18 protein-coding genes are annotated in these 15,716 nt (G+C 71.4%); 9 read left to right on the top strand and 9 right to left on the bottom strand.

The window, feature by feature from the left end; translation table 11 throughout:
* Window positions 1-61: 61 nt before the first annotated feature.
* Both OU416_RS30500 and OU416_RS30495 read right to left on the bottom strand, forming a co-directional pair.
* Window positions 62-442, bottom strand: a complete 381-nt coding sequence (locus OU416_RS30500; RefSeq protein WP_270930504.1) for a nuclear transport factor 2 family protein — start codon at window positions 440-442, stop codon at window positions 62-64.
* A gap of 42 nt (window positions 443-484) precedes the next feature.
* Window positions 485-610: a hypothetical protein gene (locus OU416_RS30495; protein WP_270930503.1), complete on the bottom strand. Its 126-nt coding sequence runs from the start codon at window positions 608-610 to the stop codon at window positions 485-487.
* A 60-nt stretch (window positions 611-670) separates the two neighbouring features.
* Between OU416_RS30495 and OU416_RS30490 the strand changes: the two genes are divergently transcribed.
* Window positions 671-898 (top strand): helix-turn-helix domain-containing protein, encoded by a 228-nt coding sequence (locus OU416_RS30490; RefSeq protein ID WP_270930502.1) that lies wholly within the window; start codon window positions 671-673, stop codon window positions 896-898.
* On the opposite strand, the gene larC is transcribed toward OU416_RS30490, so the two are convergent.
* From larC to OU416_RS30470, 4 genes are all read right to left on the bottom strand, one after another.
* Window positions 880-2,025, bottom strand: coding sequence for a nickel pincer cofactor biosynthesis protein LarC (gene larC, locus OU416_RS30485; RefSeq protein WP_270930501.1), 1,146 nt, complete (start codon window positions 2,023-2,025; stop codon window positions 880-882). The genes OU416_RS30490 and larC overlap by 19 nt on opposite strands.
* The gene (larB, locus tag OU416_RS30480) at window positions 2,022-2,690 is read right to left on the bottom strand and encodes a nickel pincer cofactor biosynthesis protein LarB (RefSeq protein WP_270930500.1); all 669 of its coding nucleotides are present in this window, start codon (window positions 2,688-2,690) and stop codon (window positions 2,022-2,024) included. Before larB ends, larC begins: the two co-directional genes overlap by 4 nt.
* Entirely contained in the window at window positions 2,687-3,511 is an 825-nt protein-coding gene (gene larE / locus OU416_RS30475) for an ATP-dependent sacrificial sulfur transferase LarE (protein ID WP_270930499.1), read from the bottom strand. Before larE ends, larB begins: the two co-directional genes overlap by 4 nt.
* A 244-nt stretch (window positions 3,512-3,755) precedes the next feature.
* Window positions 3,756-4,511 carry an SDR family NAD(P)-dependent oxidoreductase gene (locus OU416_RS30470; protein WP_270930498.1) on the bottom strand — a complete coding sequence of 252 codons (756 nt, stop codon included), beginning with the start codon at window positions 4,509-4,511 and terminating at the stop codon, window positions 3,756-3,758.
* Between the two features lie 242 nt (window positions 4,512-4,753).
* Between OU416_RS30470 and OU416_RS30465 the strand changes: the two genes are divergently transcribed.
* Window positions 4,754-6,253: a helicase HerA-like domain-containing protein gene (locus OU416_RS30465; RefSeq protein WP_270930584.1), complete on the top strand. Its 1,500-nt coding sequence runs from the start codon at window positions 4,754-4,756 to the stop codon at window positions 6,251-6,253.
* A 33-nt stretch (window positions 6,254-6,286) separates the two neighbouring features.
* Here OU416_RS30465 and OU416_RS30460 read toward each other — a convergent pair whose 3' ends face one another.
* The 3 genes from OU416_RS30460 to OU416_RS30450 all read right to left on the bottom strand — a co-directional run bounded on the left by OU416_RS30460 (window position 6,287) and on the right by OU416_RS30450 (window position 10,473).
* Window positions 6,287-7,321, bottom strand: a complete 1,035-nt coding sequence (locus tag OU416_RS30460; RefSeq protein WP_270930583.1) for a family 2 encapsulin nanocompartment cargo protein polyprenyl transferase — start codon at window positions 7,319-7,321, stop codon at window positions 6,287-6,289.
* A 277-nt stretch (window positions 7,322-7,598) separates the two neighbouring features.
* Window positions 7,599-8,993, bottom strand: coding sequence for a family 2B encapsulin nanocompartment shell protein (locus tag OU416_RS30455; RefSeq protein ID WP_270930497.1), 1,395 nt, complete (start codon window positions 8,991-8,993; stop codon window positions 7,599-7,601).
* Window positions 8,994-9,045: 52 nt separating this feature from the next.
* Window positions 9,046-10,473 (bottom strand): family 2B encapsulin nanocompartment shell protein, encoded by a 1,428-nt coding sequence (locus OU416_RS30450; RefSeq protein WP_372907121.1) that lies wholly within the window; start codon window positions 10,471-10,473, stop codon window positions 9,046-9,048.
* Window positions 10,474-11,049: 576 nt separating this feature from the next.
* Here OU416_RS30450 and OU416_RS30445 point away from each other — a divergent pair.
* From OU416_RS30445 to OU416_RS30415, 7 genes are all read left to right on the top strand, one after another.
* Window positions 11,050-11,304 (top strand): helix-turn-helix domain-containing protein, encoded by a 255-nt coding sequence (locus tag OU416_RS30445; protein WP_270930495.1) that lies wholly within the window; start codon window positions 11,050-11,052, stop codon window positions 11,302-11,304.
* On the top strand, window positions 11,301-12,068 hold the full coding sequence (locus OU416_RS30440) for a bestrophin-like domain (protein ID WP_270930494.1): 768 nt from the start codon (window positions 11,301-11,303) through the stop codon (window positions 12,066-12,068). The genes OU416_RS30445 and OU416_RS30440 overlap by 4 nt, the downstream gene beginning before the upstream one ends.
* Window positions 12,068-13,195, top strand: coding sequence for a DUF6923 family protein (locus OU416_RS30435; RefSeq protein WP_270930493.1), 1,128 nt, complete (start codon window positions 12,068-12,070; stop codon window positions 13,193-13,195). The genes OU416_RS30440 and OU416_RS30435 overlap by 1 nt, the downstream gene beginning before the upstream one ends.
* Before the next feature lie 48 nt (window positions 13,196-13,243).
* Window positions 13,244-13,711, top strand: a complete 468-nt coding sequence (locus OU416_RS30430; protein ID WP_270930492.1) for a DUF4442 domain-containing protein — start codon at window positions 13,244-13,246, stop codon at window positions 13,709-13,711.
* Window positions 13,712-13,846: 135 nt separating this feature from the next.
* On the top strand, window positions 13,847-14,860 hold the full coding sequence (locus OU416_RS30425) for a cation diffusion facilitator family transporter (RefSeq protein WP_270930491.1): 1,014 nt from the start codon (window positions 13,847-13,849) through the stop codon (window positions 14,858-14,860).
* 67 nt (window positions 14,861-14,927) lie between these two features.
* Window positions 14,928-15,215, top strand: a complete 288-nt coding sequence (locus OU416_RS30420) for an ArsR/SmtB family transcription factor (RefSeq protein WP_270930490.1) — start codon at window positions 14,928-14,930, stop codon at window positions 15,213-15,215.
* Window positions 15,212-15,595, top strand: coding sequence for a VOC family protein (locus OU416_RS30415; protein ID WP_270930489.1), 384 nt, complete (start codon window positions 15,212-15,214; stop codon window positions 15,593-15,595). Before OU416_RS30420 ends, OU416_RS30415 begins: the two co-directional genes overlap by 4 nt.
* The last annotated feature ends 121 nt before the right edge of the window (window positions 15,596-15,716 follow it).

The following is a 15,716-nucleotide window of genomic DNA, read 5'->3' as shown; positions in this document are numbered from 1 at the left end:
CCCTGCCGCGATGAGGCGGCGGTGACGATCCGGCAACCGCTGGGCGAAGAATCGGCGCGCGTCAGCCGGGTCGGTAGCCCTTGCCCGGCCAGAACGGCCACTCCTCGAACGTCCGGCACCTGCCGTCCGGGGCGAAGCCGATGATCCACAGGTCGCGGTACTCCTGAGCGGGCGGATCGCCGTACTGGACCGCCACGCGGACGACGGCGGTGTCGCCTTCGAGGGCCACCGGAGCGCTGGTCATCCGGAACCGCTCGTCCGGACCCGTGCGTTCGGCCTCCCACATCCGCTCGATGGCGGGCAGCCCGGTGCGCGGTTCCAGGTACGGCGCCTGCAGGTAGGTGGCGTCGGCGGTGAAGAGCTCGGCGAGGGCGTCGACGCCCGGCGTCCGCCACGCCCGCTCGTACTCGCCGACCCACGCGAGTGCTCGTTCCCAGTCCATGCCCCTGGACCCTGGCACACCTGCCCGGACCTCGCGTGATCGTCAGCCGTCCCGGGCCGGGCGTCTGGCGAGCCGGTGGCCGAGCCCGTGCACCTGCGTGATGACGAAGACGCCGAGGAAGCCGAACAGGAACATCGGCCACATCCCGTCCGGGCCGGGGTTCATCACCGCGACCAGGGTTGCCGTGCACGACCACCAGCAGTTCCAGGGTCAGCGTCCACCAGCGCGATGAGCCGCACCACCGAGCGCCTGGAGCGGACCGGCCTGGTCACCCGCGGCGTCGACCCGGACGACCGCAGGCGGACCATCGCGCCGCTCACCGACGCGGGACGCCGGCCCCTGACCGAAGCGCGGCGGGAGGAGCGCGAATCCCAGCTGCTGCTGGGCGTGGTCGACGACTACGAGCGCTTCCGCGCGCAACCGCTCAAGATCGTCCGTCACGGTTCCGAGGGCTGAGCGGCCAAGGCCCGGTCGGCGACGGCGCGCAGCGGGAGGCCGAGAGCGGTCGCGGCCGCCACCACGTCGTCGTGCTCCGGTTTGGTGCGCCACGGACCGTGCTTCAGCCGGATCTCGTGGCCTTCCACGGTGACCGTCGTGGTGCGGCGGGGCAGCGCCAGCCGGTCGACCAGGTGGCGGCGGATGCCGAGGCTGCCGGTCTCGGCCAGCACCAGCTCGGTCAGCTCCGGTTCCCGCTGCGGGTGGCACAGGACGTGCAGCACGTGCGCGGGGCGGGACTTCTTCGCCGTCGCCGGGGTGGTCCACGCATCGGCGGCACCGGCCAGCAGCGCGCGGTCGATGAGGTGACCGAGCAGCTCGCCGGTCACATCGTCCACATTGCACTCCAGCACCACCATCGGCTCGGCCGAGGCGTTCAGCGGCGAGCCGAGGGTCGCCGAAAGCACGTTGGGCCGCTGGGCGAACCGCCGGTTCCCGGCTCCGTAGGCGGTGTCCTGCACGATCATCGCCGGAGGTGGGGTGAACCTGGTCCCGGCCGCTTGCAGCAGCGCCGCGCCGGTCGGGGTCACCGTCTCACCAGGCAGGTCGGTGCCGACGACCGCTGCGCCGCGCAGCAGCTGCAACGTCGCCGGAGCGGGCGCGGGGAGCACGCCGTGCGCGCACCGGACCGTGCCGCTGCCGAGCGCCAGCGGCGCGGAATGCACTGCTGCGACGTCTAAAGCGTGCAGTGCGGCGGCCACTCCGACGGTGTCGACGACGGTGTCGAGCCCGCCGATCTCGTGCAGGTGCACGTCGTCGGGGTGCTGGCCGTGCAGCGCGCCTTCCACCTCGGCGATCGCGCGGACAGCCGTCGCGGCCAGCTCCGCGACGGGTTCCGGCCGGGCTCGCCGCACCCGCGCGAGCAGTTCCGATGCGTGCCGCTCGGTGCTGGTGTCGTCGACTTCCACCACGGCCTTGGTCGCCGCGATCCCGTCGACCTGGACCTGCTCGGTGCGCAGCCGCCAGCCCGCGAGCCCGGTCGAACCGATCGCGGCGCGGACCTCGTCGATCGGCGCACCCAGTCCGAGCAGCGCGCCGAGCAGCATGTCGCCGGAGGCACCGGTGACCGGGTTGAGCCAGAGGATCATCGGCGTCCTGCCGCGGTGTGGGCGAGCCGGTGCGCGGCCATCGCCGCCCCGAACCCGGAGTCGATGTTGACCACCGTCAGCCCGGCTGCGCACGAGGTCAGCATCGCCAGCAGCGCCGTCACGCCCTCCAGCGCCGCGCCGTAGCCGGTCGAGGTGGGCACCGCGATCACCGGGCAGGCCACCAGGCCGCCGACCGCGCTGGCCAGCGCGCCTTCCATGCCGGCCACCACGATCACCGCATCCGCCCGCGCCAGCTCCTCGCGGGCCGCCAGCAGCCGGTGGATCCCGGCGACCCCGACGTCGCGCACGACGTGCGCCGGCAGGCCGATCGCGGCGCAGACCGCTTCGGCTTCAGCGGCCACCGGCCAGTCCGCGGTGCCCGCGGTCGCGATGCACACCCGGAACGGCCGGGGCTGCGCCGGGCGCCAGACGGCCAAGCGCGCGGTCTCGTCGTAGCTGCCGCCGGGCACCCGGACCTGCGCGGCGGTGTCGGCGTCGAGCCGCGTGACCAGCACCGGGCCGGTGCTGCGGGCGAGCAGTTCGGTGACGATGCCGGTGATCTCCGAGGGCTGCTTGCCCGGGGCGTAGACCACCTCGGGCAGTCCTTGCCGGGCCTCCCGGTCGGTGTCGACCCGCGCGTAGCCGAGATCGGCGAATCCGGTCATGACGCGCTCCGGACCGGCAGCAGCGGCAGCAGCGCGTTCATCCGTCCACTTCGGAACCCGCCCAGGTCGACGGCGCAGAACTGGAACCCGGCCTCGCGCACCGCCCGGTCGAGCTCGGCGTGCCGCGCGGCGACGCGCGCGATGTCGGCTTCCGGAACCTCCAGCCGGGCCACGGTGCCCTGCCCGTGCGCGCGCACCCGGCACACGTCGAAACCCATTGCGCGCACCGCGGATTCCGCGCGCTCGATGCGGCCGAGCACCTCCGGTGTCACCGGGTCGCCGTAGGCCACGCGGGAGGCGAGGCAGGCGGCAGCGGGCTTGCCCGCGGTGCCGAGCCCGAGCTCCCGGCTCGCCCGGCGAACGGCTTCCTTGGTCAGCTCGGCGTCGACCATCGGCGCGATCGCACCGCGCTGCGCCGCCGCTCGCTGCCCGGGGCGGTGATCGCCGAGATCGTCGAGGTTGGTGCCCAGCGCGATCCGGGCGCCCAGCGCCGCGGCCAGCGGCTCGACGGCGTCGAACAGCGCGGACTTGCAGTGGTAGCAGCGGTTCCCGTCGTTGGCGGCGTACTCCGGCCGGTCCGCCTCATCGGTGCACACCTCGACGTGCGCGAAACCGCGGGAGCGGGCGAACTCCTTGGCCTGCCGCCGTTCCGCGGTGGCCAGGCTGGGGGAGACGGCGGTGACGGCCAGCATCCGCGCGCCGAGCACCTCGTGCGCCACGGCCGCCAGCAGGGCCGAGTCGACACCGCCGGAGAACGCCACCACCAGGGCGTCTTCCTCGCTGATCCGCTGCCGGAGCCGATCGAGTTCGGGGGCGCTCACGGGCCCACTCCTTCCACGCTCAGAACTTGACTTCGTTCTTCTGTTTTGAAACGCCGGAGGCGTTTAGCCCACCCTCGGCGCTTGCACCGCCGCGGGTTCGCTGAGCCCAACCCTTTGGGTTTCCCCGGCGAGGACAGCCCGAGCGCCGTGTATTGGTCATACATCAGTCCGGGATCCCGGAGTCCAGGCGGGCGCTGAGGTTCCGCCACCCGCACCGCCACGCAAATCGACCGGCATACAGTTTTCAGATGGCGGTCATGCCGCCGTCCATGACGAAGGCGCTGCCGTTGGCGAAGCGGGCTTTGGTCAGGAAGACGATGCCCTCGGCGACCTCTTCCGGGGTGCCCATCCGGCCGTCGAGCTGGCGCTGTTCCATGGCCTCGCGCGCGGCGTCGGGATCCGGCGCGTCGGCCAGGATCTTGCCGATCCACTCGCTGGCCACCGTGCCCGGGCAGATCGCGTTGGCCCGGATGCCGCGGTCGGCGTAGTCGACGGCGATGGAGCGGGTCAGCCCGATGACCCCGGCCTTGGACGCGCAGTAGGCGGCGCGGTTGCGCACGCCGACCACTCCGGCGACCGAGGAGACGTTGACGATGCAGCCGCCGCCGGCCGCCACCATCCGGGGCAGCACGATCCGGCAGGTCTCGAACAGCGCGGTCAGGTTGACGCCGAGCACGGCGTCCCAGTCCTCGCGGCTGGTCCCGGTCAGCGTCGCGGCGACCCCGATCCCGGCGATGTTGGCCAGCAGCTCCGGTGCACCGCCGAAGTGCTGCTCAGCGCGCTCCACCGCGGCCTCGAACGCATCGGAGTCGCGCACGTCCAGGGCGGCGGGCAGTGCTTCCGAGCCCGCCGCGGCGACTGCTTCCGCGGCCCGCTCGGTCCCGTCGGCGGCGATGTCGACGGCCACGATCCGGTAGCCCTCGGCGGCGAGCGCGACGGCGGTGGCGTAGCCGATGCCGGAACCCGCACCCGTGACGATGGCCGTGCGAACGTCGTGCAACGGACTGCCTCCTGGTGCTCCACAGTGGACCGAAGGGTCGGTGCGGGCGGATCATCCGACCACTGCACTCTAGGCGGGGAGTGGACGGCGCTGTCAAGGGAGAGATCGGCTGTTGACGGCCGCTGTGCGGGGCGGTAGTGCCGGACTCACCGACGTGTCGCTCGTCCGGGTGGCTCGCCGGGGATCCGGCCGGGCGCGGACCTAGTGTTCGAACCGGGGACGGATCGGCGTGCGGGGAGGACCTGGTGGCGGACGACGCGGCGCGGCAGATCGCTTCGGGCTATGCGACCGGAGGAGCTGCCGTCGAACTCGGGGCGGTGGTCGTGGACGGCGCGGCCGACGCCGGGGCGGCGGTGCGCATCCCGCTGGCCACGATGAACCGGCACGGCCTGGTGGCCGGGGCGACCGGCACCGGCAAGACCAAGACGCTGCAGCTGCTGGCCGAGCAGCTCTCCGAGGCAGGTGTGCCGGTGCTGCTCGCCGACGTCAAGGGCGACCTCTCCGGGCTGGCCGCGGCGGGCGAGGGCGGGCAGAAGGTGACCGAGCGCGCCGCCCAGGTCGGCGACGACTGGCGGGCCACCTCCTACCCGGCGCAGTTCTGGTCGCTGGGCACCGGCGGCCGCGGCGTGCCGATCCGCGCGACCATCACCGGCTTCGGACCGCTGCTGCTGGCCAAGGTGCTCGGCCTGAACGCGACGCAGGAGTCGACGCTCGGGCTGATCTTCCACTGGGCCGACCAGCGCGGCCTGGCGCTGCTGGACCTCAAGGACCTGCGCGCGGTCATCCAGTACTTGACCAGCGACGAGGGCAAGGCGGAGCTGACCGGCATCGGCGGGGTTTCGACGGCCACCGCCGGGGTCGTCCTGCGCGCGCTGTCGAACCTGGAGGCGCGCGGCGGAGCGGAGTTCTTCGGCGAACCGGAGCTCGCGGTCGGCGACCTGCTCCGGCAGGTCGACGGCAAGGGCGTGGTGAACCTGCTGGAGCTGGACGACGTGCAGGCCGACCCGGTGCTGTTCTCCACGTTCCTGATGTGGCTGCTGGCCGAGCTCTTCGAAGAGCTGCCCGAAGCGGGCGACCTCGACCGCCCGAAGCTGGTGTTCTTCTTCGACGAGGCGCACCTGCTGTTCTCCGGTGCCTCCAAGGCGTTCCTGGAGCGCATCGAGCAGACGGTGAAGCTGATCCGCTCCAAGGCGGTCGGCGTCTTCTTCTGCACGCAGCTGCCCACCGACCTGCCCAACGCGGTGCTCTCGCAGCTCGGCGCCCGCGTCCAGCACGCGATCCGCGCGTTCACCCCGGACGACCAGAAGGCCTTGAGCCGCACGGTCAAGACGTACCCGACCACCGAGCACTACCGGCTCGACGAGGCGCTGACATCGCTGGGCACCGGCGAGGCGATCGTGACGGTGCTCTCCGAGACCGGCGCTCCGACACCGGTGGCCTGGACCAGGTTGCGGGCTCCGCGGTCGCTGATGGGCACGATCGGGGAGGAGGCGGTGCGGTCGAGCGCGGCCTCCTCCCCGTTGTGCGACAAGTACCAGCAGACCATCGACCGCGAATCCGCCTACGAGCGCCTGGCGAGCAAGGTCGCCGCGGCGCCGGAACCGGAGCAGGCCGCGTCGGACGAGCCCGGGATCTTCCAGCAGGCGATGGACAACCCGGCGGTCCGGTCGTTCTTCCGCTCCGCGGCCAGCGCCCTCGGGCGGGAGATCACCCGAGGCCTGTTCGGCAACCGGCGCCGGTGACCGCCACCCGTCGACGGCGGTCACCGGCGCCGGTCAGTGATCGCGGTGGGTCATCAGGTGGGCCAGGGCGCTGAGCTGCTCGGCAGGCCGCGGCGCGAGGTCGGCGCGGTGCAGGTCGGCCAGCGCCGAGTTGAGCAGGTCGTCGGTCTGGTTCTGGCTCCAGCTGCGCCCGCCCGCCAAGGCGATCAGCTCGGCGGACTGGGCCAGGTCGCTGCCGGACAGCGGCTGGTCGTGGAGGTAGACGGCGGCCAGCCGCTGCCCGGCCGGCGTGCCGGAGGTCAGCGCGGAGACCACCGGCAGGGTCTTCTTGCGGGTGCGCAGGTCGGAGAACACCGGTTTGCCGGTGATCGCCGGGTCTCCCCAGATCCCCAGCAGGTCGTCGACGTGCTGGAACGCCAGCCCGAGCCGTTCGCCGAAGCTGCGCAGCCGCGCGATCTGCTCGGTCTTGCCACCGCCGAACATCGCCCCGAGCGCGCACGCGCAGCCCAGCAGCGCACCGGTCTTGTCCCTGGCCATCCGCTGGCACTCGGCGAGGTCCACGCTGCGGCGGTCCTCGAAGGACAGATCGGCGACCTGCCCGTTGATCAGGTTCAGCACCGTCGTGCTCAGCGCCCGCACGGCGTCGGTCGCCTCGGGGTGGCGGCACGCCCCGAGCACGTCGGAGGCCAGCGACAGCAGCGCATCCCCGGCCAGGATCGCCGGGCCGCTGCCGAACACCGTCCACGCGGTGGGCCGGTGCCGCCGGGTGACGTCGCCGTCCATCACGTCGTCGTGCAGCAGCGAGAAGTTGTGCACCAGCTCCACGGCGACGGCGGCCGGGACCGCCTCCGCGGGATCGCCGCCGACGGCGCTGGCGGTGAGCAGCACCATCGCCGGTCGCAGCGCCTTGCCGCGATCGGCGCGCACCGGATTGCCGTGCTCGTCCCACCAGCCGAAGTGGTACCCGGCGACCTGCTGCATCCGGGTGGGCAACCGGTCGACCGCGGCCCGCAGCGCGGGCTCGACCATGGTGCGACTGCGGGTCAGCGCCTCGTAAGCAGCGCCCGCGCGGCGGGCGTCCTGCTGCATGGTGGTGGTCACTGGTCCGCCTCTCCGGGTTTTTCAGTGGTGGTTGCGGTGGGCGTTGATCTCGCGTTTCGCGGTTTCTTGTGGCTGGGTTGCATCACGGTCCCCTGAGGTGCGGTTGAGCAGGACTCCGGTTGACACGAGGGGTGTCATCCGAGGTTGGCACGAGGAGTGTCGGTGTTCGAAGCGGTGGCGGGAGCCTGGTGATGGGCTCGTGACGCCGAGTTCGCCGGTCGTGGGCGCGCAGCAGCGCCGCGCGCTCACGGCGGGTCGAGGCCGATCAGCGGTTGGTCTCGACGTGTTCGAGGACGCCGAGGGCGTCCGGGACCAGCACTGCTGCCGAGAAGTAGGTGCTGACCAGGTAGGAGATCACCGCCTGGTCGTTGATCCCCATGAACCGCGCGGAAACCCCGGGCTGCTGCTCGTCGGGGAGGCCGGTCTGCTGCAGGCCGACCACCCCGCTGTCCTCCTCTCCGATGCGCATGCACAGGATCGAGCTGGTGCCGCTGTCGCTGACCGGGATCTTGTCGCTGGGCAGGATCGGCACACCCCGCCACGCGTGCACCTGGCGGCCCTGCACCTCGGTGGTCTGCGGGTAGATGCCGCGCCTGGTGCACTCGCGCCCGAAGGCGGCGATGGTGCGCGGGTGCGCCAGGAAGAACTTCGACTTGCGCCGGCGGGCGAGCAGTTCGTCCAGGTCGTCGGGGGTGGGCGGGCCGGTGCGGGTGTGGATGCGCTGGCGGAGGTCGGCGTTGTGCAGCAGGCCGAAGTCGCGGTTGTTGATCAGCTCGTGCTCCTGGCGCTCCCGCAGCGCTTCGACGGTGAGCCGGAGTTGCTGTTCGGTCTGGTTCATCGGCTGGTTGTAGAGGTCGGCGATGCGGCTGTGCACCCGCAGCACCGTCTGGGCGAGGCTGAGCTCGTACTCGCGGGGTTCGAGCTCGTAGTCCACGAAGGTCGTGGGCAGCGCCGGTTCACCGGAATGCCCTGCGGCGAGCGCGATCTCGGCCTCGCCGTGCTTGTTCTGCAGCGGCGCCGGCTGCCCCCGGGTCGCCGCGATGTGCGCCCGCAGCTGGTCGAACCGGAGGTTGACGGCTTGCAGCGCCCGGCTGGTCAGCACGAGCGCGGTGCACGGTGTGACCGCCTTGTAGGTGTGCTGCCAGGTGCCCTCCTCGCCGAGGAGCGCGTTCGCGCCGAAGAACTCGCCGTCGGCCAGCACGGTCAGCACGGCCTCGTCGCCGTACTCGGCGGTGCCGACCTTGCTCACCTTGCCGTGGGCGATGAGCACGACCTGCTCGGCGGCCTGACCGGCCCGCACGATCACCTGGCCCGGCTCGTACTCCTGCTGGATGAACCGGTCGGCGAGCGCGCCCAGCGCGGTGTCGTCGTCGAACCCGCGCAGCAGCGGGAGCTCGCGCAGTTCCTGCGGGATCACGCGCACGTCGGCGCCGGTGTTGGTGAAGGTGATCCGGCCGTCGCCGACCGCGTAGGTCAGGCGCCGGTTGACCCGGTAGGTGCCTGCCCCGACGTCGACCCACGGCAGCATCCGCACCAGCCATCGCGAGGTGGTGCCCTGCATCTGCGGGACGGTCTTGGTCGTCGTCGACAGCTGCCGCGCTGCCGCGGTGCCCAGGCTCAGCGGGGACGGTTCGTCGGCTCGGGTCTCGGGTTCGGTCACGATGTCCACTGCTCCTAGCTGATCGATGCTGCGGGTGGAAGCCCGGAACCGCTCACGCCCGGCCCAGTTCGACGTGCTCCAGCACGCCGACCGCATCGGGCACCAGCACGGCCGCCGAGTAGTAGGCGCTGACCAGGTAGGAGATCACCGCCTGGTCGTTGATCCCCATGAACCGCACGGAGAGCCCGGGCCGGTACTCGTCGGGGATGCCGGTCTGGTGCAGCCCGACGACGCCCTGGTTGTCCTCGCCGGTGCGCACCAGCAGCACGGAGCTGGTGCGGGTGTCGCTGACCTGGATCTTGTTGCACGGCAGGATCGGAACGCCGCGCCAGGACGGCACCTGGTGGCCCTGCAGGTCGATGCTGTGCGGGTAGATGCCGCGCTTGCTGCACTCCTGCCGGAAGGCGGCGATGGTGCGCGGGTGCGCCAGGAAGAACCCGGGGTCCTTCCACACCAGCGTCAGCAGCTCGTCGAAGTCGTCCGGGGTGGGCGGGCCGGTGCGGGTGTGGATGCGCTGGCGCAGATCGGCGTTGTGCAGCAGGCCGAAGTCGCGGTTGTTGATCAGCTCGTTCTCCTGCCGCTCGCGCAGCGCTTCGATCGTGAGCCGCAGCTGTTGCTCGGTCTGGTTCATCGGCTGGTTGTAGAGATCGGCGACGCGGCTGTGCACCCGCAGCACCGTCTGCGCGACGCTGAGCTCGTACTCGCGGGGCGCCGGCTCGTAGTCCACATAGGTCCCCGACAGCTGCGGCTCGCCCGCGTGGCCCGAGGAGATCTCGATCTCGGCCTCGCCGTGCGGGTTGTGCTTGCGCTTCGGCTGGGCCAGGGTCTGCCGGACGTGCTCGCGCAGCAGTTCCGAGTGGCCGTTCATCTCCTGGAACGCCTGGTGGCGCAAGGTGAGCACGGTGCAGCGGGTGACCGCCTGGTAGCTGGAGTTCCAGGTGACCGGGTCGGTGCCGAGCACGTGCGCGCCGAAGAACTCGCCGTCGGCCAGCACGCCGAGCACGGTCTGGTCGCCGTACTCGCCGGTGCCGATCTTGTTGATCTTGCCGTGCGCGATGAGCACGACCTGATCGGCTGGCTGGCCCGCGGTGGCGATGACCTGGCCCGGCTCGTACTCCTGCTGCACGAACCGGTCGGCGAGCGCGCCGAGCACGGTGTCGTCGTCGAACCCGCGCAGCAGCGGGAGCTCGCGCAGTTCCTGCGGGATCACGCGCACGTCGGCGCCGGTGTTGGTGAAGGTGACGCGCCCGTCGCCGAGGGTGTAGCTTAGCCGGCGGTTGACCCGGTAGGTGCCGCCCGCGGCCTGCACCCAGGGCAGCATCTTCAGCAGCCAGCGCGAGGTGATGCCCTGCATCTGCGGTTCGGACTTGGTCGTGGTCGCCAGGTTTCGGGCCGCCGCCGTGCTCAGGCTCAACTGCGGTGCAACGTTGCCGCCGGTGTTGAGCGGTTCGGTCCCAGTCACGCCAATACCACCAATCATCTAGCTCGCCGAAAGTGACGTCCGAATTGCGCCGAGGAATGGGTTTGACCAGAATGCAGAATAGTTGGAATGAAATGGCTCGCTCGTTGTCCGGCCACTGCCTTCCGCGCTGCCGACGGCGACATTAGCACTGCTGATCTCGGCCGTACAGTCACCCGAAAGTGCTGCTCATATCGGTAAAGTTCGAGGTAGTGCGCGCGTTTTGGATCACCTGGATCGCGGCTTGCGCAAAACGCTGCGTAGTCGCCAATGGCAATGGTGTCCGACAATTCAGCGGTGACCCACCTGCTTGCGCTAGGCCATTTCGGTGATCTTGGAATATTCCCCGGGCATACTGCTCTGAATGGGTGATCCACTTCGCTGCGGTAGATTCCACGCATCGGACTATCTGTGCTCCGTCCATTTCGGAGTACTGTTCGGGCCGCGGAGGAACTGCGTTCTTCGCGGTGTTTCCTTCAGAAATTCTGAAATCGTGTCGAGCGGGCCGCAATGCCCGCTCTCGTGCATCAGGAGGCGGGCGAGCGTGTGCGCAAGCGCCATCCGGTCTGTGCAGATCGAGTGGGAGGCGATGTCGTCGTGAAGTGGAACCTGCGGTTGGTCGCGGCCCAGCGCGGTATCTGGAAGGCCGCCGAGCTGCAACGACTGCTCGCCGAGCACGGTCTGGTGGTCTCGGCCGGGAAGATGTCGGGGCTGTGGTCGAAGACGCCGGCCAGCCTGAAGCTGTCCGATCTGGACATCATCTGCGCCGCGCTGGGCTGCCAGGTCGGCGAGCTGCTGGTGCCCGAACCCGTGCTGGCGCGCGGCGAGACCGCTCTCCGGAGCGCTGAATGAACATCTACCTGCAGGGCACCATCTGGGTCCTGAGCGCGTCGGTGGCCGCGGCCCTGGTCGGCTACCTGGTGCGCCGGATCGGGCAGGACGAGGGCAGACCGAGCAACAACGACGCGGCGGGGCAGGTGTTCACCATCGTCAGCGGTTTGCAGGCGGTGGTGCTGGCCTTCGTGCTGGTCACCCTGTTCGACACCGTGACCGATGCCCGGGAAGGGGCCTACCGGGAGGCGCAGGGCCTGCTCTCGGTCGCCTGGGCGGTGGACTCGCTGCCCGCGCCGGCCGCCGACGAGGTCCGCGAGCTCGGCGCGGGGTACCTGCGCACGGTGGTGGACCAGGAGTGGCCGGTCATGCAGCGCGGCGGCGAGGTGGCCGGGCCGGGCTGGGCGCAGCTGGACCAGATCCGCGAGGTGGTGCTGCGCGCCCCGGCCGACGGCGAGTTCGAGGAGGGCCGCAAGACCGAGGCCACCACGCAGCTCGGCCAGGTCTACGAAGAGCGGCACGAGCGGCTGACCAGGGCGTTCGACCGCGGCGTGGTGGCGGTGGTGTGGTTCGTGCTGATCCTGGGCAGCGTGGTGTGCGTGCTGCTGCCGAACCTCTTCGGCGGCACCCGGTTGTTCCCGCACATCGTGCTGGTCTCCACGCTGGCCGGTGCGCTGGCGCTGCTGCTGTTCGCGATCTTCCAGCTGCAGAACCCGTTCAGCGGTGGTTCGCGGATCGGCCCGGAGGCCTTCACCTGGGCCCTCGAACGGCTCGGTCGAAGTTGATGCGGTGGTGCGCGGCGGCGATCGCCCTGGTGCTGCTGACCTCGGCCACCTGGGTGGTCACCGCGGCGGCGTCCTCGGCGTGCTCGGTGCTGCAGGTCCGCAACCGCGGTGGCCTCTCGGCGCTGCACCGCGTGGAGTTCCCCGGCGCGACCGGCACGAAGCTGGCCGCGCCGGGCTACCGGTTGAACGCTCTCGGGTACTCGGCGCCGCAGGGCGTGGTGTACGCGATGGCGTCGCGCGGATCTTCCGGCCCGTTCCCGGACGGTGGGCGTGCGGTGGCGATCGCGGCGGACGGTCAGACCCGGGAGCTGGGGCCCGTCCGCGCCGGGCGCGAGGGTTCCCGGTGGCACCCGCTGCGCGCACCCTCGGCCGGGGCGGTGTCCGGGAACCGCTGGTACCTGGTGGAAAAGGGCTACCTGTACGCGGTGGACGTCGAGCCGGGGAGCCGGACCTTCCTGGAAGTGCTGTCGATGACCGGCATCGAGGGGGTGGGATGGCCGTCGTCGTTCGACGACTTCGACGTGGACCCGGTCGACGGCGAGCTCTACAGCATCACCGCCACCAGCACCGGGACGGTGGCCCTGGTGCGCCTGGACCGCGACAGCGGGCAGGTGTCGAAAGTGGCCGACGTGCCGGGGCTTCCGCCGCTCAGCTACGGATCGGTGGTGATCGGGTCCGACCGCGCGCTCTACGTCACGGCCAACGAGTCGGGCGGGATGTACCGGGTGGACCGGGACGGTTCGGTGCGGCAGCTGGCGGTCGTCCTCCCGATGGCGAGCTCGGATGCGGCGGGCTGCCTGGCGGGCGAGAGCCCACCTGCTCCGCCGTCGAGCACTGCTCCGCCGTCGAGCACCTCGCCGACGGTCCCGCCATCGACGATCCCGTCGTCGACCCCACGGCCCTCGACCACTCCGCCGCCCGAGCCTCCATCGCGGACTCCGGTCCCGGAACCGAGCCCGATCCCGGAGCCGACGCCCAGCCCTCCGCCGGGCAACTTCGCCGTGCCCGCGGAGGAACCCGAAGTGGAGGCCTCCGGGCACAGCACCGAGGAGAAGCGGCGGTGGGTGCTGGCCGTGCTGGTGCTGCTGATCGGTGGCAGTGCCGCGGTGCGGCGGCTCTCGCGGTGACCGGGGTGGTCTTGGCAACGCAAGTTACCGATGAGTAGCATCCGGGGCATGACCACCGAAACCGCTGCCGCGGATTCCTTCGACGTCGGCGCCTTCCTGACCCAGTCGGTGCCGATGGTGCGCACGCTCAACCTGGAGTACGTCGAGACGACGCCGGAGCGGGCGGTGCTCCGCCTGCCGGACCAGGCGGATTTCCACAACCACGTGGGCGGCCCGCACGCCGGTGCGATGTTCACCCTCGCCGAGTCGGCCAGCGGCGCCATCGTGATCGCGGCGTTCGGCGACCAGCTCCACCGCGCGGTGCCGCTGGCCGTCCGCTCCGAGATCGACTTCAAGAAGCTCGCCATGGGCGAGGTGACCGCCACCGCGGTGCTGGGCCGCCCGATCGCCGACGTGCTGGCCGAGCTGGACGCGGGGGAGCGCCCGGAGTTCCCGGTCCAGGTGAGCATCCGGCGCGCGGACGGCGCGGTCACCGGCGAGATGTCGATCATCTGGACGCTGCGCCCCAACGGGTGACCGGGCGCGCCCCGCGGCGGATCTACTGTGGATGGACGTCGCGGGGCGCACCTGCGATTCCCTTGCAGTTGCAGCGTTGTCGCACGCCTGGTCGCGGGCCTATGGTTCGGACGTCGCCGAACCCGAGGAGTCCGGATGTGGCCGAAGCGGGCGAGAGCAGGGCACGGACATGGGCACGGGCACGGGTGGGCACGGCTGAAGCACGCCGTGACGCCGCACAGCCATGACGCCGTCGATTCCGTCGACCGCGCGCTGACGGCCAGCCGGAAGGGCGTGCGGGCGCTGTGGATCTCCTTCGGCGCCCTGGGCATCACGGCGGTCGGGCAGGCCGTGCTGGTCGCGTTCACCGGCTCCGTCGCCCTGCTCGGCGACACGCTGCACAACTTCGCCGACGCGCTGACCGCGATCCCGCTCGCGATCGCCTTCCTGCTCGCCCGGCGCGCGGCGACGCGCCGCTTCACCTACGGGCTCGGCCGCGCCGAAGACCTCGCCGGGCTGATCATCCTCCTCGTGATCGCCGCGTCCGCCGCGATGGCGGCGTGGGAATCGGTGCAGCGGCTGGTCGCACCGCAGCGCGTCGAGCACATCGCCTGGGTGGCGGCGGCCGGGCTGCTCGGCTTCGCGGGCAACGAGCTGGTCGCGCGCTACCGCATCCGCATCGGCCGGGAGATCGGCTCGGCCGCGCTGGTGGCCGACGGACTGCACGCGCGGGCCGACGGTTTCACCAGTCTGGCCGTGCTCGGCTCCGCGGCCGGTGCGGCGCTGGGCTGGTGGTGGGCCGATCCCGTCGTCGGGCTGCTGATCACCGGCGCGATCCTCGTGGTGCTGCGGGGCTCGGCGAAGGAGGTCTTCGCGCGGGTGCTCGACGCCGTGGACCCCGGACTGGTCGCACGCGCCGAGCGGGAGCTGGTCGCCACGCCTGGTGTGCGGGGCGTGGGCGATCTCCGGCTGCGCTGGGTCGGGCATTCCCTGCGGGCTGAGGTGGAGCTGGAGGTCGATCCGCGGCTCAGCCTCGCCGAGGCCCACCGCATCGCGCACGAGGCCGAGCACCGCCTCTGGCACGCGCTGCCGCGACTGGGCGGCGCACTCGTCCACGCCCACCCGTCGGGCCCGCAGGAAGCTCACGAGCTCGTCGCGCACCACCGCTGACCAGGCCCGGAGCCGATAGGCAAGCATCGACTTGCATGCAAGTGAATGCTTGCCTATCGTGGGTGGGGTGAGCGACGTGTTCAAAGCGCTGGCGGATCCCACCCGGCGGGCGATCCTCGACGAACTGGCCGATCATGACGGCCAGACCCTGTTCGAGATCTGCGGTCGGCTGACCGGCAAGCACGGGCTGGGGTCGTCCCGCCAGGCCATCTCGCAGCACATCGAGGTGCTGGTGGAGGCGGGGCTGGTCGAGACCCGGCGGGACGGTCGTTACAAGTTCCACCACCTGAACACCGGTCCGCTGGAGCACCTCACCGACCGGTGGCTCAAGCCAGATGCGGAGGAGACCCCTTGAAGATCTACGTGACCAGCGTCTTCGTCGACGATCAGCGCAAGGCGCAGAAGTTCTACACCGAGAAGCTCGGCTTCCAGGTGAAGCACGACATCCCGCTCGGCGAGGCCAGCTGGCTGACGCTGGTCTCCCCGGAGGCCCCGGAGGGCACCGAGCTGCTCCTCGAACCGGACGGTCACCCCGCGGTCAAGCCGTACAAGACCGCCCTGGTCGACGACGGCATCCCGGCCACGTCGTTCCAGGTCGAAGACGTGCGGGCGGAGTTCGAGCGGCTCACCGGTCTGGGCGTGCGCTTCACCCAGGAACCGACCGAGATGGGCGACGTGACCACCGCGGTCTTCGACGACACCTGCGGGAACCTGATCCAGATCGTGCAGATGTGACCCGCCGGCGGGCGCCGTCGAGCGGCGGCGCCCGCCGCGGGCAGCACCTGCGGAAGCGGTCCCGGTGCGTGAGACTTGAGGTCCGCGTTGCGTCGTCCCGGGGCCCGGCCCCGGCCGCAGG

Source organism: Saccharopolyspora indica (assembly GCF_027853965.1).
Taxonomy (GTDB): Bacteria; Actinomycetota; Actinomycetes; order Mycobacteriales; family Pseudonocardiaceae; genus Saccharopolyspora; species Saccharopolyspora indica.
Note: the sequence above shows the minus strand (reverse complement) of the source record. Positions and strands in the feature narration are given on the sequence as shown.

What these genes read in the sequence shown, in the direction of transcription:
- OU416_RS30500 (WP_270930504.1), bottom strand. Translation starts at nt 442, where the DNA reads ATGGACTGGGAACGAGCACTCGCGTGGGTCGGCGAGTACGAGCGGGCG.
- OU416_RS30490 (WP_270930502.1), top strand. Translation starts at nt 671, where the DNA reads ATGAGCCGCACCACCGAGCGCCTGGAGCGGACCGGCCTGGTCACCCGC.
- larC (WP_270930501.1), bottom strand. Translation starts at nt 2,025, where the DNA reads ATGATCCTCTGGCTCAACCCGGTCACCGGTGCCTCCGGCGACATGCTG.
- larB (WP_270930500.1), bottom strand. Translation starts at nt 2,690, where the DNA reads ATGACCGGATTCGCCGATCTCGGCTACGCGCGGGTCGACACCGACCGG.
- OU416_RS30460 (WP_270930583.1), bottom strand. Translation starts at nt 7,321, where the DNA reads ATGCAGCAGGACGCCCGCCGCGCGGGCGCTGCTTACGAGGCGCTGACC.
- OU416_RS30450 (WP_372907121.1), bottom strand. Translation starts at nt 10,473, where the DNA reads ATGATTGGTGGTATTGGCGTGACTGGGACCGAACCGCTCAACACCGGC.
- OU416_RS30440 (WP_270930494.1), top strand. Translation starts at nt 11,301, where the DNA reads ATGAACATCTACCTGCAGGGCACCATCTGGGTCCTGAGCGCGTCGGTG.
- OU416_RS30435 (WP_270930493.1), top strand. Translation starts at nt 12,068, where the DNA reads ATGCGGTGGTGCGCGGCGGCGATCGCCCTGGTGCTGCTGACCTCGGCC.
- OU416_RS30430 (WP_270930492.1), top strand. Translation starts at nt 13,244, where the DNA reads ATGACCACCGAAACCGCTGCCGCGGATTCCTTCGACGTCGGCGCCTTC.
- OU416_RS30425 (WP_270930491.1), top strand. Translation starts at nt 13,847, where the DNA reads ATGTGGCCGAAGCGGGCGAGAGCAGGGCACGGACATGGGCACGGGCAC.